The 19216-nt window shown below is 74.8% G+C and carries 22 protein-coding genes; 11 read left to right on the forward strand and 11 right to left on the reverse strand.

What is annotated here, in order from left to right:
• The first annotated feature begins 148 nt into the window (after positions 1 to 148).
• The 4 genes from AB0D66_RS30665 (at position 149) to AB0D66_RS30680 (ending at position 3153) form a co-directional block, all read left to right on the forward strand.
• The gene (locus tag AB0D66_RS30665; RefSeq protein ID WP_362310495.1) at positions 149 to 1252 is read left to right on the forward strand and encodes an NUDIX hydrolase; all 1104 of its coding nucleotides are present in this window, start codon (positions 149 to 151) and stop codon (positions 1250 to 1252) included.
• Between the two features lie 77 nt (positions 1253 to 1329).
• Positions 1330 to 1842 carry an SRPBCC family protein gene (locus AB0D66_RS30670; RefSeq protein WP_362310496.1) on the forward strand — a complete coding sequence of 171 codons (513 nt, stop codon included), beginning with the start codon at positions 1330 to 1332 and terminating at the stop codon, positions 1840 to 1842.
• An 88-nt stretch (positions 1843 to 1930) separates the two neighbouring features.
• The gene (locus AB0D66_RS30675) at positions 1931 to 2623 is read left to right on the forward strand and encodes a GNAT family N-acetyltransferase (protein ID WP_362310497.1); all 693 of its coding nucleotides are present in this window, start codon (positions 1931 to 1933) and stop codon (positions 2621 to 2623) included.
• A gap of 38 nt (positions 2624 to 2661) precedes the next feature.
• Positions 2662 to 3153: a hypothetical protein gene (locus AB0D66_RS30680; RefSeq protein WP_362310498.1), complete on the forward strand. Its 492-nt coding sequence runs from the start codon at positions 2662 to 2664 to the stop codon at positions 3151 to 3153.
• A 63-nt stretch (positions 3154 to 3216) separates the two neighbouring features.
• On the opposite strand, the gene AB0D66_RS30685 is transcribed toward AB0D66_RS30680, so the two are convergent.
• Positions 3217 to 4593, reverse strand: coding sequence for a DEAD/DEAH box helicase (locus AB0D66_RS30685; RefSeq protein WP_362310499.1), 1377 nt, complete (start codon positions 4591 to 4593; stop codon positions 3217 to 3219).
• 194 nt (positions 4594 to 4787) lie between these two features.
• On the reverse strand, positions 4788 to 5282 hold the full coding sequence (locus AB0D66_RS30690; RefSeq protein WP_362310500.1) for a MarR family transcriptional regulator: 495 nt from the start codon (positions 5280 to 5282) through the stop codon (positions 4788 to 4790).
• Positions 5283 to 5373: 91 nt separating this feature from the next.
• Here AB0D66_RS30690 and AB0D66_RS30695 point away from each other — a divergent pair, with 91 nt between their 5' ends.
• Complete coding sequence (locus AB0D66_RS30695) at positions 5374 to 5739, forward strand: HGxxPAAW family protein (protein ID WP_362310501.1); 366 nt, start codon at positions 5374 to 5376, stop codon at positions 5737 to 5739.
• A gap of 243 nt (positions 5740 to 5982) precedes the next feature.
• Positions 5983 to 6189, forward strand: coding sequence for a cold-shock protein (locus AB0D66_RS30700; RefSeq protein WP_362310502.1), 207 nt, complete (start codon positions 5983 to 5985; stop codon positions 6187 to 6189).
• Between the two features lie 72 nt (positions 6190 to 6261).
• On the opposite strand, the gene AB0D66_RS30705 is transcribed toward AB0D66_RS30700, so the two are convergent.
• The 5 genes from AB0D66_RS30705 to AB0D66_RS30725 form a co-directional block, all read right to left on the reverse strand.
• Complete coding sequence (locus AB0D66_RS30705) at positions 6262 to 6849, reverse strand: TetR/AcrR family transcriptional regulator (protein ID WP_362310503.1); 588 nt, start codon at positions 6847 to 6849, stop codon at positions 6262 to 6264.
• Positions 6846 to 7199, reverse strand: a complete 354-nt coding sequence (locus AB0D66_RS30710; RefSeq protein WP_362310504.1) for a DUF1304 domain-containing protein — start codon at positions 7197 to 7199, stop codon at positions 6846 to 6848. The genes AB0D66_RS30705 and AB0D66_RS30710 overlap by 4 nt, the downstream gene beginning before the upstream one ends.
• Before the next feature lie 122 nt (positions 7200 to 7321).
• A complete protein-coding gene (locus AB0D66_RS30715; protein WP_362310515.1) occupies positions 7322 to 7516 on the reverse strand; it encodes a ferredoxin in 195 nt (64 codons plus the stop codon).
• Between the two features lie 20 nt (positions 7517 to 7536).
• Positions 7537 to 8733: a cytochrome P450 gene (locus AB0D66_RS30720; protein ID WP_362310505.1), complete on the reverse strand. Its 1197-nt coding sequence runs from the start codon at positions 8731 to 8733 to the stop codon at positions 7537 to 7539.
• Between the two features lie 129 nt (positions 8734 to 8862).
• Positions 8863 to 9201, reverse strand: a complete 339-nt coding sequence (locus AB0D66_RS30725; protein ID WP_362310506.1) for a thioredoxin domain-containing protein — start codon at positions 9199 to 9201, stop codon at positions 8863 to 8865.
• Between the two features lie 106 nt (positions 9202 to 9307).
• On the opposite strand from AB0D66_RS30725, the gene AB0D66_RS30730 reads away from it, so the two are divergent.
• The 5 genes from AB0D66_RS30730 (at position 9308) to AB0D66_RS30750 (ending at position 13619) form a co-directional block, all read left to right on the forward strand.
• Positions 9308 to 9577: a hypothetical protein gene (locus AB0D66_RS30730; RefSeq protein ID WP_362310507.1), complete on the forward strand. Its 270-nt coding sequence runs from the start codon at positions 9308 to 9310 to the stop codon at positions 9575 to 9577.
• Between the two features lie 71 nt (positions 9578 to 9648).
• On the forward strand, positions 9649 to 10266 hold the full coding sequence (locus AB0D66_RS30735; protein ID WP_362310508.1) for a hypothetical protein: 618 nt from the start codon (positions 9649 to 9651) through the stop codon (positions 10264 to 10266).
• Positions 10267 to 10447: 181 nt separating this feature from the next.
• Positions 10448 to 10804 (forward strand): YciI family protein, encoded by a 357-nt coding sequence (locus AB0D66_RS30740; RefSeq protein ID WP_362310509.1) that lies wholly within the window; start codon positions 10448 to 10450, stop codon positions 10802 to 10804.
• A 58-nt stretch (positions 10805 to 10862) separates the two neighbouring features.
• On the forward strand, positions 10863 to 12083 hold the full coding sequence (locus tag AB0D66_RS30745; RefSeq protein WP_362310516.1) for an RNA polymerase sigma factor: 1221 nt from the start codon (positions 10863 to 10865) through the stop codon (positions 12081 to 12083).
• Between the two features lie 213 nt (positions 12084 to 12296).
• Positions 12297 to 13619, forward strand: a complete 1323-nt coding sequence (locus tag AB0D66_RS30750; protein ID WP_362310510.1) for a S8 family peptidase — start codon at positions 12297 to 12299, stop codon at positions 13617 to 13619.
• Here the strand turns inward: AB0D66_RS30750 and AB0D66_RS30755 are convergent.
• From AB0D66_RS30755 to AB0D66_RS30770, 4 genes are all read right to left on the reverse strand, one after another.
• A complete protein-coding gene (locus tag AB0D66_RS30755) occupies positions 13607 to 15085 on the reverse strand; it encodes a condensation domain-containing protein (RefSeq protein ID WP_362310511.1) in 1479 nt (492 codons plus the stop codon). The genes AB0D66_RS30750 and AB0D66_RS30755 overlap by 13 nt on opposite strands.
• 87 nt (positions 15086 to 15172) lie before the next feature.
• Positions 15173 to 16096 carry an ABC transporter ATP-binding protein gene (locus AB0D66_RS30760; RefSeq protein ID WP_362310517.1) on the reverse strand — a complete coding sequence of 308 codons (924 nt, stop codon included), beginning with the start codon at positions 16094 to 16096 and terminating at the stop codon, positions 15173 to 15175.
• Between the two features lie 41 nt (positions 16097 to 16137).
• Positions 16138 to 18870: a hypothetical protein gene (locus AB0D66_RS30765; RefSeq protein ID WP_362310512.1), complete on the reverse strand. Its 2733-nt coding sequence runs from the start codon at positions 18868 to 18870 to the stop codon at positions 16138 to 16140.
• The coding region (locus AB0D66_RS30770) for an ABC transporter permease (protein ID WP_362310513.1) at positions 18867 to 19216 on the reverse strand (350 nt) is incomplete at its 5' end. The genes AB0D66_RS30765 and AB0D66_RS30770, both read right to left, overlap by 4 nt.

The raw sequence follows: 19216 nt of genomic DNA on the forward strand, positions 1-19216 counted from the left end.
ACCACATAACCAGGTAATAAGGAGGTATAGGGGCGGCAAAGCAGGGGGACTTCCGCCGGGGGCGCCGGGGCCGCCGTGACGCCGTAACCGGGAGGCCGCGCCCGCTGTTGCACAGGCGGCGGGTCCCCCCACGGTGAACGGAGTTCCGATGCCGCAGCTGACCGACGAGGCCGCCCCCGACGAGGCCGCGCCCGCCAGGTCCGCGCCCGACGAGGCGGCGCCCGACAGATCCCTGCCCGCCCGGGACGGCTCGGCCGGGACCTGGATGACGCCGGAGGCGTACGGCGCCTCCCGCGCCGCGGTGTGGACCGCAGCCGTGGTGCTGGTCACCGACACGGACGGCCGGGTCCTCGTGCAGAGCGTCGACTACCGGTCCGACCGGCTCCTGCCGGGCGGGGCCGTCGACGCGGGGGAGGCGCCCTCCGCCGCGGCGGCCCGCGAGGTGCGCGAGGAGCTGGGGGTCGACGGCCGCTACCCGCGCGGCCTCGCCGTGGACTGGATCCCGGCCGACACGCCCGGTTTCCCGGCGGGGATGCGTTTTCCCGGCGAGATCCTGTACGTCTACGACGGCGGCACCTGGACGCCGGAGCGGATCGCCTCCGTCCGGCTCCCCGCCCAGGAGGTCACCGGCATCCACTTCGCCGAACCGGCCGAGCTGCCCGCCCTGATGGACGCGGGCGACGCCCGCCGCGCCCTGTCCGCGCTGCGGGCCCGGATCAACGGCTCCGGCACCGCCCTGCTGGAGGACGGCCGACCGACCGTGCCCACCGCCCTCGACCGGCTGGGCGTGCTGCGCACCCGGCGCACCGCACAGCGCGGCGCGTGGCGCGCCGGCCCGGTCCCCGCGCAGCTGCCCGTACGGGACCACCGGGGCTGGCTGTTCGCGCCCGACGGGCGGGTGCTGCTCCTGATCGCCCGCGCCACCGGGGCGGCCCACCTCCCGACCCCGGCGGCCGTCGCGACGGCCGCCGCCTTCCCGATCGGCTACCGGTACGGCGACGACTGCCGCGCAGAGGGCGGCGAGGGCGTCCACGCCCGCACCGCGGCCCGCCTCACCGGCCTTCCCCCGGCCGGTGACCCGGCGTACGCCCGGCTGCTGGCCACCCCCGAGCAGGTCCGTGAACTGAGCGACTGGGGCCCGGCCGGCGCCCGCGAACTGGAGTCCGTCCACGCCGCCCGCACGCGCTTCTCCCTCCCCGCCCCCGCCCGCACCCCGCCCACCGAACTCCCGGAAGCGGCGACCCGCTGGTGACCGGGCCGCCCGGCCGCGGCCGTCGCCATGATCGGGAAATCCGGCCTCCGGGGTCCGCGGTCCCGCAGCATGGGGCCATGAGCGACAGCGCGATCACCTACACCCTGTACATCCAGGCCGATCCCGACCGGGTCTGGCAGGCCCTCACCGAGCCCGCCTTCACCCGCCGGTTCTGGGGCCTGAGCTTCGAGACCGACTGGGCCGTGGGCTCACCGATGGCCTGGGTGGAGCGGGGGGCCCGTACCAGCGACCCCGAGCAGGTGGTCCTGGACTGCGTCCCGGACCGCCGGCTGTCCTACACCTGGCACACCTTCAGCCCGCAGTGGGCGGCCTCGGTCGGGATCGACGAGGAGCTTCGGGCCCAACTGGCCCGGGAGCGGCGCACGAAGGTGACGTACGAGATCGAGCCGGTCGGCGACACGCTCGCGCGGCTGACCATCCTGCACGAGGGCTTCGAGCCCGGCGGCACCCTGATCGGCATGTGCGGGCGGGCCTGGCCGATGCTCGCCTCCAGCCTCAAGACCCTCCTGGAGACCGGCGCCCCCCTGCCCGAGCCGGAGGAGGAGCCCCGGGACGCCGACGAGGCCTGAGCCACGGCCCCCGGAACGCCGTCCCGCCCGAACGCGCGTGCCCCGAGCCTGAGATCATGTGTACCGGACATGAATCAGGAGCACCGCCATGGCACTTGAAGACCTCCGCGTCGGCGGCACGCTGGCCGGGATCCTGGAGGACGCCGCCCACGGGCGCTTCCCGCCGCCCGACGGCGGGACGACCGTGGTGCCCCAGCACAGCCGGCGGGACGCGGGCGTCATCGCCTTCACCGCCCATTCCGTGGTTTTCACCGACGAGGACCCGCAATGGGTGCGCGCCACGCTCGCGTCCGTCGAGTGCGACGGCCTCGCCGCCACCATGAACGCGCGCTTCCTGGCCGCGCTGCTGGACCGCACGGGGCGCACCACCGACACGATCGACCTGCTCACCGTCGCGGGCCCGCTGCCCGGCGAACCCCCGGTGCGACTCCGGGAGATCGCCGACCCCGACCACCCCCGGGTGCGGCGCGCGCTTCGCCGGCGTGAGGACGTACGGGTCTGGGCGGCCGACGGGGGAGTCCTCGTCCTCGGCCGGGGCGTCGCGGGCCGCTGGGAGACGGCTGTCGAGGTCGACGAGGAGGCCCGCCACCGGGGCCTGGGCCGGGACCTGGCCCGGGCCGCGCGGCACCTCGTCCCCGACGGGCAGCCGGTCTGGTCCCAGCAGGCCACCGGGAACGCCCGCAGCGTCCGCGCCTTCCAGGCCGCCGGTTTCCGGCCGGTCGGAGCCGAGGCCCTGATGCTCGCACCCCCGCCCCCCGCCGGCGCCCCGACGGCACCCTGAGCGTCGGGCTTCCGGGCGGGTCGTGTGGAATGGGTGCCATGGGGAGAGGGAAGAAGATCCAGCACGTCCGCGAGGGCGCCGCGCCGCCGGAGCACTGGCGCTACGAACGGCACCTCGACTCGCTCGCCGCGGCGTCGGGGCAGCCCGCCGAGGCGGCGGCCGTGGCCGCCGTGCTCCGCGACCCGGATCCGGTGATGGCGGAGAGCGCGGTGGTCACCCACCTGAACCGCCGGGCGGCGCGGCTGCTGGACGACGAGGGGTTCCCGGGCTGGGCCCGTGCCATGACGGCGGTGCTCGCCGGGCGGGCCTTCCCCGAACGGCGGCTGCGCGAGTGGACCCTGCTCAAGGCCATCACCAGCGGCCAAGCCTGGGCCGCAACGGAGCTGACGGCGGCCTCCGACTGGTGCCAGCGCACCGCGGCCCAGACCCTGACCTCGTCCGAGGCCCTCGGCCTGCTGGCCGCCTCCGCCCGCACCCGCGGGGTCCGCAACGCGGCCGCCGCACGCCTGCGCCGGCGCACCCTGGCCTGAGCCGTCTCTTCAGGATCGTGCCGGGCCCGCCTGCCCGGTCGGAGCGGGACGGGCCCCGCAGCGTCAGATTCCCTTGCGCACCCGGGCCGCGCGGCGGGCCTCGGCGGCCTGCCGGGCCTCCATCGTCTTGCGGGACTCCTTGCCCCGCCCCGGCCGGCCCGGCCGGGTGCCGATCCCGCGGAAGCCGAGGTCCGAGCCCGAGGGCTTGCCCTTGGCGTCCGTCGGCGCGGAGCCGGCCAGCGGGACCCCGGAGGGGGCCTTGGCGCCGGTGATCCGGGTCAGGGCGGCCTCGCCGGACCGCACCTGGGTGATGGTCGGCCGGATCCGGGCGTCCGACATCAGCCGGACCATGTCCCGGCGCTGGTTGGGCGCGACGAGGGTGACGACCCGGCCGGACTCGCCGGCCCGGGCGGTGCGGCCGCCCCGGTGCAGGTAGTCCTTGTGGTCGGCGGGCGGATCGACGTTGACCACGAGGTCGAGGTCGTCGATGTGGATGCCGCGCGCGGCGACGTTGGTCGCGACCAGGACGGTCACGGCCCCGCTCTTGAACTGGGCCAGGGTCCGGGTGCGCTGCGGCTGTGACTTGCCGCTGTGCAGCCCCTCCGCCCGTACGCCCATCGCGCGCAGGTGCTTCACGAACTGGTCGACCCCGTGCTTGGTGTCGAGGAACATCAGCACGCGGTTGTCGCGCGCCGCGATCTCGGTGGCCGCGGAGATCTTGTCGGCCGCGTGGACGTGCAGGACGTGGTGGTCCATCGTGGTCACCGCGCCGGCCTGCGGGTCGACGGAGTGCGAGACCGGGTCCTTCAGGTAGGTGCGCACCAGCTGGTCCACGTTGCGGTCCAGGGTCGCCGAGAACAGCATCCGCTGCCCCGCGTGGTGCACCTGGTCGAGGATCTCGGTGACCTGCGGCATGAAGCCCATGTCGCACATCTGGTCGGCCTCGTCGAGCACGGTGATCTTCACGCGCTCCAGGTGGACGTCGCGCCGCCCGATCAGGTCGCTCAGCCGTCCGGGGGTGGCCACCACGACCTCGGCGCCGGTGCGCAGCGTGCTCACCTGCCGCCCGATGGACAGTCCGCCGACGACCGTGACCATCCGCAGCGCCAGGGCCTCGGCGTACGGGGTGAGCGCCTCGGTCACCTGCTGCGCCAGCTCGCGGGTCGGTACGAGGACCAGCGCCAGCGGGCGCTTGGGGTCCGCCGTGCGGCCCGCCGTGCGCGCCAGCAGCGCCAGGCCGAAGGCGAGGGTCTTGCCGGAGCCCGTGCGGGCGCGGCCCAGGACGTCCCGGCCGGCCAGCGCGTTCGGGAGGGTGGCGGCCTGGATGGGGAAGGGCTCCTTCACCTCCAGGCGGGCCATGGTCGTCGTCAGCTCGTCAGGCAGGTCCAGCTCGGAGAACGAGGCCACCGGCGCCAGCCCCGGCACCTTCGGCTCGTGCATCGTGAACTCACCCTGCGGCCCGGTGCTGCGGGGGGCCTTGGCGCCGGACTTGCCGCCGGGCTTGGCACCGCCCTTCACACCGAATCGGCCATGAGCTGACGGGTTCCTCATGCAGGACCTTTCGAAGGGCGTTCGTGCTGCGGGAAACAAGATGGTCAACCGCCCATGGTACCAGCGGGGGCGGGGGCCGATCCTTACGCCGGCCCGCCGCCGAGCTCCCCGGCGCGCAGCTGCGCCAGGTGGGCGCGGACCTCGCCCGCGGCCCGGCCGAACCAGTCGGCGATCACGGCGACCTCGTCGGGCGTGTAGTCGGCGAACAGGGCGCCGAGTCGGTCGTAGAACGGCTGGTACACGGCGAAGATCCGCGCGGTCGCCGCCGGGTCGGCCACCACCCGGACCCGGCGCCGGTCGGCCGGGTCGGCCTGGCGCCGGGCGTACCCGGCCCGCTCGAGGCGGTTGAGCACCCCGGTCACGGCGCCCGTGGTGAGGTTCGTCAGCTGGGCGAGCTCGCCGGCGGCCAGGGGGGTGTCCCCGGCCCCCAGGACGTGGCCCAGGCAGGTGAGGTCGGTGACGTTCAGCCCGAGCATCTGCGCCACCTCCTGCTGGGCGATGACGCCGAGGGCGACGTACTGGTCCATGCGCGAAAGCGCCTCCCCGGCCGTGGCCGCGGGGCGGGGCTTGCCCTGCACGCACATACTCCTTAGCATCTAAGTTACTTAGCTCGTGAGATAAAAGATCCTGCTCCGAGCCTACTGCCGCACGTCCGACCAGGGAGAATCCATGAGTGCGCACGGCCACGTCGACCTCGGCCACACGGTGGCCGGCTGGACCGGTACCGGACTGGCCCTGGTGGGCTTCACCGGCGCGGGGGTCGCCGTGTGCGCGGCCTGGACCCCGGGCGTCTGGATCGGCCTCGGCGTCGTCGCCGCGGCCGGGGCCGTCACCTGGCTCCTGCACCTCGCCGGCTGGGGCAAGCCCGGCGGCCCCCGCCCCGAGGCCGACTGGGACTGGCGCACCCGGGACACCGCCGCCCGTGCGGGTCATGCCGACTGCCTGGGCTGCCGGGTCAGCGGACCTCGCCGGGCCGCCGCGGCAGCCCCACGGCCTCGATCCGCCGCGCCGTTGCCGGCGGAGGGCGGCGCCTGAACACGCCCCTGCCCCGCCCCTTCTCGACGGCGCGTCCCCGGCGCGTCGCAGGCCTCTGCCAGACGCCCCGCAGGCCCCTGCCGGACGCCCCGTCCCCCGTTTCGCGGATGAGGCGGCCAGAAGTTCGATTGCGCGGCACGCCCCCGGTTGGCCGCGTTCGGCGTGTGCTGTACGGGACCGTTGGGCAGGATCGAGACGGCCGCGTGTGCGGCCCGCAGTGGAACGTTGAGAAGGATCAGCCAGATGGCAACAGGCATCGTGAAGTGGTTCAACTCGGAGAAGGGGTTCGGCTTCATTCAGCAGGACGACGGCGGGCCGGACGTGTTCGTGCACTTCTCCGCCATCGACACCAGCGGCTTCAAGTCGCTGGAAGAGAACCAGAAGGTCGAGTACAACGTCACCCAGGGCCCCAAGGGCCCCCAGGCCGAGCGGGTGGTCCCCCTCTCGTAGTACCGCTTCCCGGGCCCTGCCCGTGAGGTGAGCCCCGCCGGTCCGCCCGGCGGGGCCTTTTCGCGCCCGGCGCTACTCCTCGGGCACAGCCCGGTGGAGGGCGAGCAGGAGCCGCCACAGATGGTCCGCCAGGTCGGACGGACCGGCCGGGACGGTGTCGTGGAGCCAGTCCGCGAGGACGCCGGTGAAGGCGGCGGCGACCGCCGAGGCGACCAGCTCCGGGTGCGGGGCGCCCGCCGCCGCCCGCTCGGCCCGGGCCCGTTCGCGCAGCTCCCGGTGGAGGCGGTCGCCGAGCGGGCCCCCGCCGCCGGGCAGGAGCAGGGCGCGGTAGAGCGGCGCGCGCTTCGCCGCCCCGGCCAGGAAGTCGGCCAGGGCCGCCGGGGGCCGCGCGGGGGGCGGCGCCGCCGGCCCGGTCTGCCAGGCGTGCAGGGCGTCCACCGCGGCGTGCACCAGATCGGCGCAGGCGTCCACGGCGAGCGCGGTGAGGTCCTCGTAGTGCAGATAAAACGTGGCGCGCCCGACCCCGGCCCGGCGGACCACCGCCGAGACCCCGACCTCGCCGAGCGGCCTGCCGGCGCATTCCGCGAGCAGGCTCTCGCGCAGCCGCGCCTTCGTCCTGGCGGTGCGCGGGTCCGGTGCCCGGGCGCCCTGGGGGCTCACGCGGCCAGCAGGGCCGCGCCGAGGGCCAGCGCGCCGGGCAGCGCCTGGGCGAGGAGGATCCGGCGGTTGGCCGTCGCGGCCCCGTAGACCCCGGCGACGATCACGCAGAGCAGGAAGAAGACCTGCGTGGCGAGCGAGTCGATGACCAGGGCCCACACGAGGCCGGCGGCGAGGAACCCGTTGTAGAGGCCCTGGTTGGCGGCGAGCGGCGCGGTGAGGCGGGCGGTGTCCGCATCGAACCCGGACAGTGCGCGCCCCGGCGGCCGCTGCCACAGGAACATCTCCAGCACCAGGAAGTACAGGTGAAGGGCGGCCACGAGGCCGATCAGGATCTGCGCGACCGTGTGCACGGGCCGCCTCCGCTTCCGAGGTGCTCGGCGGACGCGTCCGGGGCCGGGGCGTCCGGACCTCCCGGCGATCCGCGGGACTGTATTTCCTGGACAACTGTACAGGAAATACAGTCCCGCGTGGCTCAGTCCTCCCGTACGGAGATGGCCGAGACCGGACAGGCCCGGGCGGCCTCCCGGACCAGCGGGCTCCCGGCACCGTCCTCGCGGCCCGGGAGCAGTTCCCCGAAGCCCTCGTCGTCCTGGGTGAACACCCCGGGGGCGGTCAGCGCGCACTGGCCCGCGCCGATGCAGACGCCCGTGTCGATGTCGATGCGCAGACGTGCGGCCGGCACCCCCCTCACCACGCCACGGGCAGCTCGACCATGCCCTGGATGGTGTCGCCGGGCTTGAAGGGGATCCGGTCCGGATCGGCCGCCAGCCGCAGCCCGGGCAGCCGCTCGAAGAGCGTGCCCAGCGCGATCTCCATCTCCGCGCGCGCCAGGTTCTGCCCGAGGCACTGGTGGATGCCGAAGCCGAACGCCACGTGGTGCCGGGCGGGCCGGTGCCAGTCCAGCGCGTCCGGATCCTCGAAGACGGAGTCGTCGCGGTTGATGACGGAGGTGGAGAAGACCACCCCGTCGCCCGTGCCGACCGTGACCCCGCCGATCTCGATGTCCTCGGTCGCCACCCGCAGCATGCCGTCAGCGATCGACAGGAACCGCATCAGCTCCTCCACGGCCGACGAGATCAGCGTCGGGTCCGCCCGCAGCTCGGCCAGCTGCCCGGGGTGGCGCAGCAGGGTGAAGGTGCCGAGCGAGATCATGTTGGCGGTGGTCTCGTGCCCCGCGATCAGCAGGATCGCGGCGAGGTCGGCCAGTTCCCCGACGCCGATCTCACCCGTCTCCAGGCGCTGCGCGATCAGCTCGTCGAGCAGTCCGTCCCCGGGCTCCCGGCGCTTGCGCCCGATCAGGCCGACGAGGTACTCGTCCAGCCGCCGGCGGGCGTCCTCCACGTCGGAGCTCTCCGGGCCGCGCAGCAGCCGCCTGGACTGTTCCTCGAAGAACTCGTGGTCCTCGTACGGAACTCCGAGGAGGGCGCAGATCACCATCGACGGCACCGGCAGGGCGAAGGCGGAGACCAGCTCCGCCCGCGGGCCCGCGGCGACCATCTCGTCGATCAGCCGGTCCACCGTCCGCTGGATACGCGGCCGCAGGGCCGCGGTCCGCTTCAGGGTGAAGGAGGGGATCAGCATCCGGCGCTGGGTGTTGTGCTCGGGATCGTCGAACCCGAGCAGCGCGGCGCGCCGGGTCTCCAGGCCCGCGAACCGGCGGGTGGGCATGGGGAACCCCGCGTTGCGGCGGTCGGTGGAGAGCCGTCCGTCGGCGAGCAGGGCGCGGGCCTCGGCGAGTCCGGTGACCACCCATACGGAGCGGCCGTCGAAGAGGGTGACGCGGGAGAGCGGCCGGCTCTCCCGCAGGGGTTCGTAGGCGGTGGGCGGGTGGTAGGGGCAGGTTCGGTCCTGGGGGAAGGCAACGGTCTCTGACGTGAAGGACATGAGCACCTCGCGAGCGATGGTTCCGTTGTGCCGGACTCCATTACATGCCTGAGGCACCTATCCCACCTATGCCACTTTCGGCCAGATCACCCGAGTTCGCCCACAGGGACCAGCGGTCCGCCGCGGATCTCAGAGATGGGCCTCCAGGAACGCCCGGAACTCCTCGCGGGTCATCGGCCCGGCCTGGCTCGCGACCGCCTCGCCGTCCTTGACGAGCACGGCGGTCGGGGCGCCGGTCACGCCGAATCGCCTGGTCGGTCCTGGGCAGCGGGTGATGTCCGTACGGACGGCGGTGAGCCGCGCCGCATACTCCTCGGCCAGCTCGCCGACGACCGCGTCCATCGCCCGGCACGCCTCCAGGGCCTTAGGCCAGGTCCCGCAGAAATAGGCGAGAACCGGCCCCGGCGCCATGGACAGGATGAAGTCGAACTCCTGGTCCTCCCGTGGCTGGTGTACCCGACGTGCCATGCCTGCCGCTCCTCGCTCCCGGGCCCCCCGTGACCGGGAGGCGGTCACCATCATCGCCGCTGCGCACGGCGGCCGGTTGTCAGTGGCGGCTGTGAAGCTTGAGCGCATGGACGACAGGATGCTCCGGCGCCGGGTCTACGGCGCCGACCACGAAGACCCCGACCCCGGCCCGCGCCCCGGGCACGTCTACGGCGAGCTCGTGGGCGGCCCGCTGGACGGGCTCCTCCTCGACGTCACCGGCTGGAGCGCCCGGCAGCTCGCCGAAGAAGCCCGCCTGCCCACGGAGATAGGGCGCTACGGGGCGGGCGGCCGCGCCCACTACCGCCGCCGGCCGGCGGACCCCCGCCGGTGGGACTGGGTGGGGGACAGCCGCTGACCCCGCGCCGTCCACCACCAGCCGCCCGCGTCGGCGATCATGGAACTCGACGCACACGGAGGAATGGGGCCATGGGGAACCTGGAAATGAGCACCGGCGACATGCGGGCCGTGATCCGGCTGCTGACGGCGGTCGAGCGGACACCCGAACAGGAGCGCAGCCTCGGCTTCGCGCGGGAGCGCTGCGCGCAGGCCGACGCCCGCCTCGAAGAGCAGGGCATCACGCTGGACGTGCCGGTCGTACAGGCACTGGAGGAACTGCTGGAAGGCGGCCCCGGCACGGACCTGCAGCCCGGCTACACCTACGCCTTCCAGGCGCTGGTCGCGGGGCAGTTCTCCGACACCTACGACCTCGGCTACTGGCGGCGGCCGTCCTGGTTCTACACCGTCGACGAGGAGATGACCCGGCACGGCGTCCCGGCCGACCTCGCGCCCGCCGCGATCCTGTTCGACGGCCCGCCGATCCGGCTCCCGCATCCGGGCGACGCCGTCCCCTGGATGGGCACCTTCCCGGCCTCCCGGGCCGCCGAGGTGGTCGCGGCGTACGAGGCGGTCCTCGACCGGCTCGACCCGGAGGTCCGCGAGACGGCGGAAGTGCTGCTGGAGCCCATGCGGGTCGAGGCCGAGGAGTGGGAGTCGACGAAGCGGGCGGGCCGGACCGAGGACACCATCTTCTTCTGGATCCGCTGAGCGCCTCCTTTGAGCGCCCGAGGCCGCAGCGCGGGGCGGCGGGCCGAGTGACGGGGCCCGGGTGGCCGCTCCCGAAGATTCTTTGAAGAATTCTCCGGAGAGCTGTCGATCCGGGCGCCTCCCGTTCGACGCAGGGGTGAGAGGCAGGGGAAGCCCCCGCCCTCCCGACCGAGGAGTCACCATGCCGCGCTTCCTGACGATGATCCGCATCAACGAGCAGGACCTGCCCCCCGAGAACTTCCCGCCCGAGTTCGAGCAGCGCATGGGCGCCCTGCTGGAGGAGATCACCAAGGCCGGGGTCATGCTCGACACCGCCGGGCTCCTGCCCACCTCCGAAGCGACCCGGCTCAGCTGGTCCGGCGGGAAGATCAGCTACACCGACGGCCCCTTCACCGAGACCAAGGAGGTCGTCGGCGGCTACTCGCTGAGCCAGTGCAAGGACAAGGCCGAGGCCATCGAGTGGACCCGGAGGTTCCTGGAGATCCACCCGGCGGAGTGGAACGTCAGCGCCGAGGTCCGGGAGATCCAGGAGATGTGACCCGCGCCGCGTTTGCCCTGCCTCGTCACGGCTGCTCTGATGGGTGGCCGTGACGGCAGTGAGTACGGCCCAGGCGGTCGAAGCGGTGTTCAGGATCGAGTCGGCGCGGATCATCGCCGGCGTCACCCGTATCGTCCGGGACGTCGGCATCGCCGAGGAACTCGCCCAGGACGCCCTCGTCGCCGCGCTGGAGCAGTGGCCCGCAACGGGTGTCCCGGACCGGCCGGGAGCCTGGCTGATGGCCACCGCCAAACACCGTGCGATCGACCTCGTCCGCCGCAAGGAGACGTACGCGCGCAAACTCGCGGAGGTCGGCCGGACCCTGGAGGACGTACCGCCGCCCGCCGAACCGGCCGAGCCCGACGCGATCGACGACGACCTGCTGCGGCTGATCTTCACCGCCTGCCACCCGGTGCTCGCGACCGAGGCCCGGATCGCGCTCACCCTGCGCCTGATGGGCGGCCTGACGACCCAGGAGATCGCCCGCGCCTTCCTCGCGTCCGAGTCCGCCGTGGCCCAGCGCATCGTCCGGGCGAAGCGGACCCTGGCGACGGCGGGGGTGCCCTTCGAAGTCCCGTACGGTGCCGACCGCGAGGCACGGCTCGCCTCGGTACTCGAGGTCATCTACCTCGTGTTCAACGAGGGCTACTCGGCCACCGCGGGCGAGGACCTGCTCCGCCCCGCCCTGTGCGAGGACGCGCTGCGGCTGGCCCGCGTCCTGGCGGGCCTGATGCCCGAGGAGCCCGAAGTGCACGGCCTCGCCGCGCTGCTGGAGTTCCAGGCCTCCCGGACGGCCGCCCGCACCGGACCCGACGGGGAACCGGTCCTGCTCGCCGACCAGAACCGGGCCCGGTGGAACCGCCTGCTCATCCTGCGCGGCGTCGAGGCCATGCGGCACGCCGGCATCGGCCCCTACTCGGTGCAGGCCGCGATCGCCGGCTGCCACGCGGCCGCCCTCCGCTACGAGGACACCGACTGGACCACGATCGCCACCCTGTACGGGCGGCTCGTCGCACTGGTCCCGTCTCCGGTGGTGGAGCTCAACCGGGCGGTCGCCGTCTCGATGGCACAGGGACCGGAAGCCGCCCTCCCGCTGGTCGACGCACTGGCCTCGGAACCGGCCCTGCGCGCCTACCACTTGCTGCCGAGCGTCCGGGGAGACCTGCTGGAGCGGCTCGGCCGGCCGGCGGAGGCCCGCGCCGAGTTCGAACGGGCGGCCTCCCTCACCCGCAACGAGAGCGAACGCGCGCTGCTCCGCCGACGCGCCGAGCGGCTGTGACGCGCGGACTCGGTGACCTGGGGCTCCGCCCCGGATCCCGCGCCTCGCACGCCGGCGAGGCCGGACTGTGCCCGGCTGCTCCGCTGCCCCGGCTGCCCCGGCTCCGCGCGTAAGGGACGGACTGTCCGGGACCGCACTCTTGTGCCCCCGGACGGGACCGGAGAGCCTGGGTCGCCCCCACGCCCGGTCGACGAAAGGTCAGGTGTACCGGAGATGACCGCCACCAGACGCTCAGCGAGGCTGCTGCCCTGCGCCGCCCTGCTCGCCGCCGCCCTCCTGCCGATCGCTCCCCTCGCCACCTCCGCCTCTGCCGCCTCCGCAGCGTCCGACACCCCCGCGGATCGCGCTACTCCCGCGGGAAAGTTACAGCTCGCGGGTCCCGACGAGGCGGCGGTCCCGGACGGCTGGATCGTCGTCCTGAAGGAGCCGGCGGCCGGCAATCGGACCCTGCCCGACCTCCTGGCGAAGGCGGACGGAGCCCGGCTCGGCCACGTCTACGCCTCCGCGCTCCACGGCTTCTCCGCGCGCATGAGCCCCAACCAGGCGGCCCGGCTCGCCGCCGACCCGCGCGTGGCCCGCGTCCAGCAGGACACCGTGCTCACCCTGGACACCACCACCGCCACCGCCACCGCCACCGCCACCACCACGGCGACCGCCACCGCCGCCACCGCCACCGCCGACCCGGCGGCCGTCCAGCCGGACGCGCCCTGGGGACTGGACCGCATCGACCAGCGGGCGCTCCCGCTCTCCACCACCTACACGTACCGGACCACCGCCCCGGGCGTGCGGGTGTACGTCATCGACACCGGGCTGCGCACCACGCACGCGCAGTTCGGCGGCCGCGCCTCCGTCGGCACCGACACCGTCGGCGACGGCCAGAACGGCAACGACTGCAACGGCCACGGCACGCACGTCGGCGGGATCGTCGCGGGCTCGACCTTCGGAGTGGCCAAGGAAGCCCGGCTGGTCGCCGTGCGCGTCCTGAACTGCCAGGGATCCGCCACCACCGCGGGGGTCATCGCGGGCGTCGACTGGGTGACCGCGAACGCGGTCCGCCCCGCCGTCGCGAACATGAGCCTGGGCGGCGCCGCCAACACCGCACTCGACGCCGCCGTGCGCGGCTCCATCCGCGCCGGGATCACCTACACCGCCGCGGCCGGCGGCTCCGCCCGGCCCGACGGAGCCTGCGCCAACTCGCCCGCCCGGCTCCCCGAGATCATCACCGCCGGGGCGAGCGACAGCCTCGACCGCCGGGCCCCCTCCTCCAATTACGGCCAGTGCGTGGCCCTGTTCGCGCCCGGGGTGGCCATCCCCTCCGCCTGGAAGGACGGCGACACCGCCACGGCCACCCTCAGCGGCACCTCGGCCGCCACCGCCCACACCTCCGGGGCCGCCGCCCTGCACCTGGCCCTCCGGCCGGGCGACACCCCCGCACAGGTCAAGCAGGCCCTCGTCGCGAACGCCACGGCCGGCGTCCTCCAGGGCACCCCGCCGGTGGTGCCGAACCGGCTCCTCTACACCCTCTACCGGCCGTAGCGGGCGGCCACGTCGAGCGGCGTCCGCTGGGGCCGGCGCGGGGCGGTCAGCGCGACGGGCCGGCGGAAGGCGCCCGAGCGGGCGATCTGCTGGACGGTCAGGCGCAGCGCCTCCTGGAAGTCGCCCATGGTGCGGCGGGCCGCCGGGGTGTCCACGTAGAGGGAGTTCATGTGCAGCCCGTCGGCGTCCCGCTGGAACCAGGAACAGGCGCCGTTGGCGCGCGCCGACCACACGTGGGTCGAGGGCCGCCACTCGTCGTGGCGCTCGGCTCCCCGGCACCGGCGCATGTCGATGTACGAGAAGAAGTTCACCGGGTACGGCCAGGAGCGGGCCGCGAACTCCTCGGGGGCGAGCAGCTCCCAGGCCCGCACGAACGGTACGTCGATGTGGCTGATCATCTCGCCGAACCCGGCCCGGACCCCCGCCATCACCTGGGCGAAGTCCCGGCCGGGGGAGGCGTCGAACTCGATGGGCATGGTGTTGACGAACCAGCCCACCGAGTTCCCCCAGCCCTCCCGGCCGCGCTCGCTCACCGGCATGAGCCCCCGGTAGACGCCCGGGCCGCCGGCCTCGCGCAGGCAGACGGCGACGGAGGCGAGCACCCCCATGAAGGGCTTTCCGCCGACCGCCAGGCAGGTCTTCTCGAAGACCTCGGTCTCGGCGGAGTCCAGCAGCGTGGAGGCCTCGTTGACGATGGGGTACATCCGGTCCGGCTCCACGCCGAGGTCGAGCGGGAAGCGGGGGAAGAACTCGCCGCCGCGTGCGATGAACTCCTTCCAGTAGTCGAGGCGTTCGTCACGGGCGTCGATGGAGAGGTAGCGGCGGCGCTGCTCGTCGGCGAAGTCCAGGTAGCTGGGAGCGGCGGCCGGCAGCCCGGAGTCCTCGCCGCGGCACAGGGCCTCGTACGCCGTCAGCACCTCGTGGACGACGATCGGCATCGACATGCCGTCGCACACGATGTGGTCGAAGGCGAGGTAGACCGTCGCGGAGTCCTCGCGCAGCACCGCGCCCATGACGAACAGCGGCCAGGACAGCGTGTCGATGCTCCGCGTGAACCGCTCGACGAGGAAGTCCCGCAGCGCCCCGGAGGTCCCGAAGGTGCCCACGGTCTCGGCGGCGAGGGCGAGTTCGGCGGGGTCGAAGGGCTCGCAGGACAGCTCCCCGGCCAGCCGGCGGAACGCGCACCTGAGCACCTCGTGCCGCTGGACGAAGGCCAGCAGGGCCTGGGCCAGGGCCGGTTCGTCCAGCGGTCCGGCCACCTCGAAGGTGACCGCGATCCACGATGCGACGGGGTCGTCGGCGGCCCGGCTCTCCTCGGCGACGGTGAAGTGCTTCTCCTGGTTGAACGAGGCCCTCCTGCCCGGCTCGTCGTCGGGGCCGCAGGCCTCCACCGCCGTGGACCTCAGCCGCCATTCGACCACCCGGCCCGGTGCCACGTGGTGCATCTCCAGAGGAAATTGCCGCATGCCGTTCATCCCTTCGCCCCCGAGTCAACCCCGAGGCCCTAACGACCCCCGGGGCGCGAAGGTGACGGAATCGGCTGCGGGTCCGGCTCAGTCCCCGACCGGGTCGTGGTCGTCGCGGCGCACCTCGATGTGGTCGGCGGCGAGGTCCACGGCCACGCGCTGCTCCATGCCGAGGGCCTCCAGGAACTTGTGCGGCAGCTGGACGCGGCCGGTGCGGTCGAGCATCACGTACTCGCGTTCGCTCACCGACTGCGCGCCGTGCTCGTCGGTCACGGTGCGGCGCAGCACCTCGCTGCTGGTGCGACCGTCGCGGATGGCCACCGTGCGGCGGACCTCCCCCGCGACGAGCGGATCGTGCGTCACGATGACCACGGTGGCGCCCAGCTCCCGGTTCACCGTGCGGAAGGCCTCGAAGACGGCGGCGCCGGTCTCCGAGTCGAGCTCGCCGGTGGGCTCGTCGGCGAGGAGGACCGCCGGGTCGTTGGCCATGGCCACGGCGATGGCCACGCGCTGCTGCTGGCCTCCGGAGAGCTCGGCCGGCCGGCGGGCCGCCAGATCGGATATCTCCAGGGCTTCGAGGAGTTCGCCGACCCGGGCCGCCCGGCGCGCGGCCGCGCCCCGGGGAGCGCGGCCCCGCAGCTGCATGGGGAGGGCGATGTTCTGGGCCGCCGTCAGGAAGGGCATCAGGTTGCGGGCGGTCTGCTGCCAGACGAAGCCCACCGCCTCCCGGCGGTAGCGCAGCCGCTGCTTGGCGGACATCTCCAGCAGGTCGTAGCCGCCGACGGCGGCGGTGCCCGCCGTGGGGACGTCCAGCCCGGCCAGGATGTTCAGCAGGGTGGACTTGCCGCTGCCGGAGGCGCCGACCAGGGCCACCAGATCGCCTTGGGCCACGGTCAGTTCGAGCCCCTGCAGGGCCTGCACCTCCACCCCGTCGGTGCTGAAGATGCGCACCAGGCGGTCGCAGGCGATGGCCGTGCCCGCCCCCGCCGTACGGGGCGCGGCGGCGGCCAGGGCCTGGCGGCGCAGCTCTTCGTAGGTCGGCTGCTCGGTGTTCACCGCTGGTCTCCCGCTCTCAGCTCGGTGGAGATCTGTCGTCTGCCGGATATCGCCGCCTCGGCGAGCACCGCGGCGGCCACCAGGGCCGCCAGGCCCAGCGCCTGCGTCAGCACGGGCCGTGCGGTGAGCCGCAGCCCGGCCGGCACCTGGGCGCCGACCAGCGCGGAAAGGTCCACGGCCGGGCCGAGCAGGGCCACGGCCGCCACCGCGACCAGCCCGCCGCCGAACGCGGCGACCAGGGCCTGCGGCAAGGCCTCGGCCAGGATCAGCACCACGCCCTGGCGGGGGCGCAGGCCCATGGTGCGCAGCCGCGCCAGCAGCGCGGCCCGGTCGGGCGCGGCCCGCACCAGCGTCAGCAGCACGGCCAGCAGGGCGAATCCGGCCGCCCCCGCCACCGCCGCCCAGAACAGCCGGCCGGCCGAGTGCTGGAGCGGATCGGCGCCGAGCTCGGCGACGGCGTCGGCGCTGGTGCGCACCACGACGTGCTCGGCGGCCGCGGCCGGAGTCCCGGCGCGGACCAGCTCCTCCAGCCGGTCCGTGTCGAGGGCTCCGGTGGCGAACCAGCGGTTGGCGCCGCCGACACCCGGCACCAGGGCGGCGGTCGGCTGCGCCGGCAGGACGAGGGTGCCGGCTCCGCCTCCCGCCAGCGCGGGCGTGCCGTCGACCACGGCGGCGGCCCTGACCTGGAGTTCCTCACCGCGCACCCGCAGCCGGTAGGACTGCTCCCCGGCCCGCGTGACCACGTCGCTGCTGACCAGCGCGGGCAGGGGCCCGCCGGGGGAGCCCCCGGCGAGCAGCGCCGGGTCGAAGCGTCCGCGGCCGACCGTGCGGGCCAGCGCCGCGTACGCCACCGGGTCGACGACGATCACCGTCACCTGCGGGGAGCCGCGGTCGGTGCCGAAGACGAACGCGTCCTCCTCCACCCAGGCCGCGACCGGGGTCCGTACCCCGGGCAGTGCGTTCGCCGCCCGGATGAGCTCGGGCGTCAGGGCGTCCCCCGCGGCCGCGGCGATCTGGCTGTCCCCGCCGACGGCCTGCCGGGCCACCTGGAGCCGCGCGGTGTCCACCGAACCGAGCACCGTGGCGCCGAAGCCGCCCGTGGTGACGGCCAGCAGCAGTGCGATCAGCGGCAGTGCGGAGGGACGCCGGCGGCCCCCGCCGCCCCGGGCGGCGCGCGCCAGCCCGAGGAAACCGACCAGGCCGGGACCCCGGCCGGCCGCCCGGGCCAGTGCCCCGACGAGGGCCGGCTGGACCCGGGCGAGCAGCAGCGCCCCGGACAGGGCGAGCAGCAGCGGGGCGGCGACCAGCAGCGGATCGAATCCGGCGGCGGTGGCGACACCGCGGCGGCGCACCTCCACCACCGCCGCGGCGGTCGCGGCGAGGACGAACAGCTCGGCGACGAGGCGGCGCCGGGGGCTCGGCCGCCGCGGCGCGGACAGCAGGGCGAAGGCCCGTACGGGGAAGGCCAGCAGCGCGAGCAGCGTCACGGCGGCCGCGGGGGCCACCGAGGCCGCCGACCGGGGAGTGGGCAGCAGCAGGAGGGCGAGCCAGGTGGCGAGCGCGGCGGCCGGCAGCACGGTGACGGCCCCCTCCGCGAGCAGCCGCAGTACCAGGGAGCGGCGGGAGCCGCCACGGGCCGCGAGCAGCAGCAGCTCCGCCTCGCGCCGGTCGCCGGTCAGCGCGGCGGCCAGGCAGAACACCACGGCGGCCACCCCGGCGACGCCGGCCGGCCCGATCGCGGCGAGCGGCGCGGCGCCCTGCTGCCGGGCCTCGGCCCGGGTGAACAGCTCGGGAAGGCGGGAGCTGATGCGCAGGTCGGGCCGTTTGACGGCGGCGGACAGCTCGGACGCGGTGGGCCCGGTGACGAAGGCGGCGATCTCCCGGGAGACGCCGGGCAGCAGGTCGGCGCGCAGGACGCCGGTGTCCACCGGGAGCCGCCAGAAGAACTCGGTGCCCTCGCCCCAGGCGGCGACCCGGTCGAGCCCGTCCGCGCCGACGAGCGCGGCGGTCTGCCAGAACAGCTTCGGCAGGGTGGTGCGGGTGCGGTGCTGGCAGGCCCGGGTCAGGCACGGCAGGTCGGTCCAGTAGACGTCGGCGGGGTCGGCGGGGTCGTACAGGCCCACGACCTCGGCCCGCAGCGTTCCGGAGATCCCCGGCACGGATTCCAGCACGGTGCCGAGCGGAGCGTTCAGCGTCTCGGAGGCACTGCGCGACAGGGCCACCGGCAGCGGTCCGTCCGGCGCGCCCCCGTCCGGCCAGCGGCCGGCCACCAGCGTGGTGTGTGCGGCGGCCTCGGGGAGGTGGACCATCGTGAGCTTGGGGTCGATCCCCTCCGGGCGGGCCAGGCCCGGGGTCGCCAGATCGCGCGGCTTCACCCCGCTCGCACCGTGCACGGGGCCGGTCGGGGCGATGCGGAAGCCGCCGCCGGTGCGCGCACGCAGCGCGTCCAGTACGGAGTCCAGGTCCTGCGGGGCCATCCGCCCGCCACGGGCGGTGGCGGAGGCGTACAGGCTGGTCGGTCCGGGGCCCTGGTCGTGCAGGAAGGACCGCAGGGCCTGGTCGGCGCCCCGGTCCGCGGCCCGCGGCAGCGCGGCCGCCAGCAGTACGGCGACGAAGGCGAGGGCGGCGCCGAGCAGCACGGTCAGCGGCGCCGCGCGCAGCCGGGTCCGCACCCAGGGCGCGGGGCGCAGCGCCCGCCCGTCGGCGGTGGTCGGGGCCGGGCGGCTCACATCTCCTCCAAGAGGCGCAGCCGGTCGGCGGCGCCCCGGGCGGTCCGGTTGCGGCGGCCGCCGATCACGGCCGACAGCAGGGGCACCGCGGCGATCGCGGCGGCCATCAGCAGCGTCGCGGTGGTCGGCAGGTCCACGAGGACGCCGGGTACCGGCCGCCGCGCGGCCGGGGTCAGAACGACCAGGGGCACCACCAGGTGCACGATGGCCGCGCCCAGTCCCAGCCCGACGGCGGTCCCGAGGCCGACCAGGACGCCGTTCTCGGCGGCGGCGGTGCGGCCGAGCCCGCGCCGGGGCGCACCCAGCGCGGTCAGCACCGCGAACTCCCGCGCCCGCTCCCGGCCGG

The sequence above is a fragment of the Streptomyces sp. NPDC048270 genome (genome assembly GCF_040652335.1).
GTDB lineage: Bacteria > Actinomycetota > Actinomycetes > Streptomycetales > Streptomycetaceae > Streptomyces.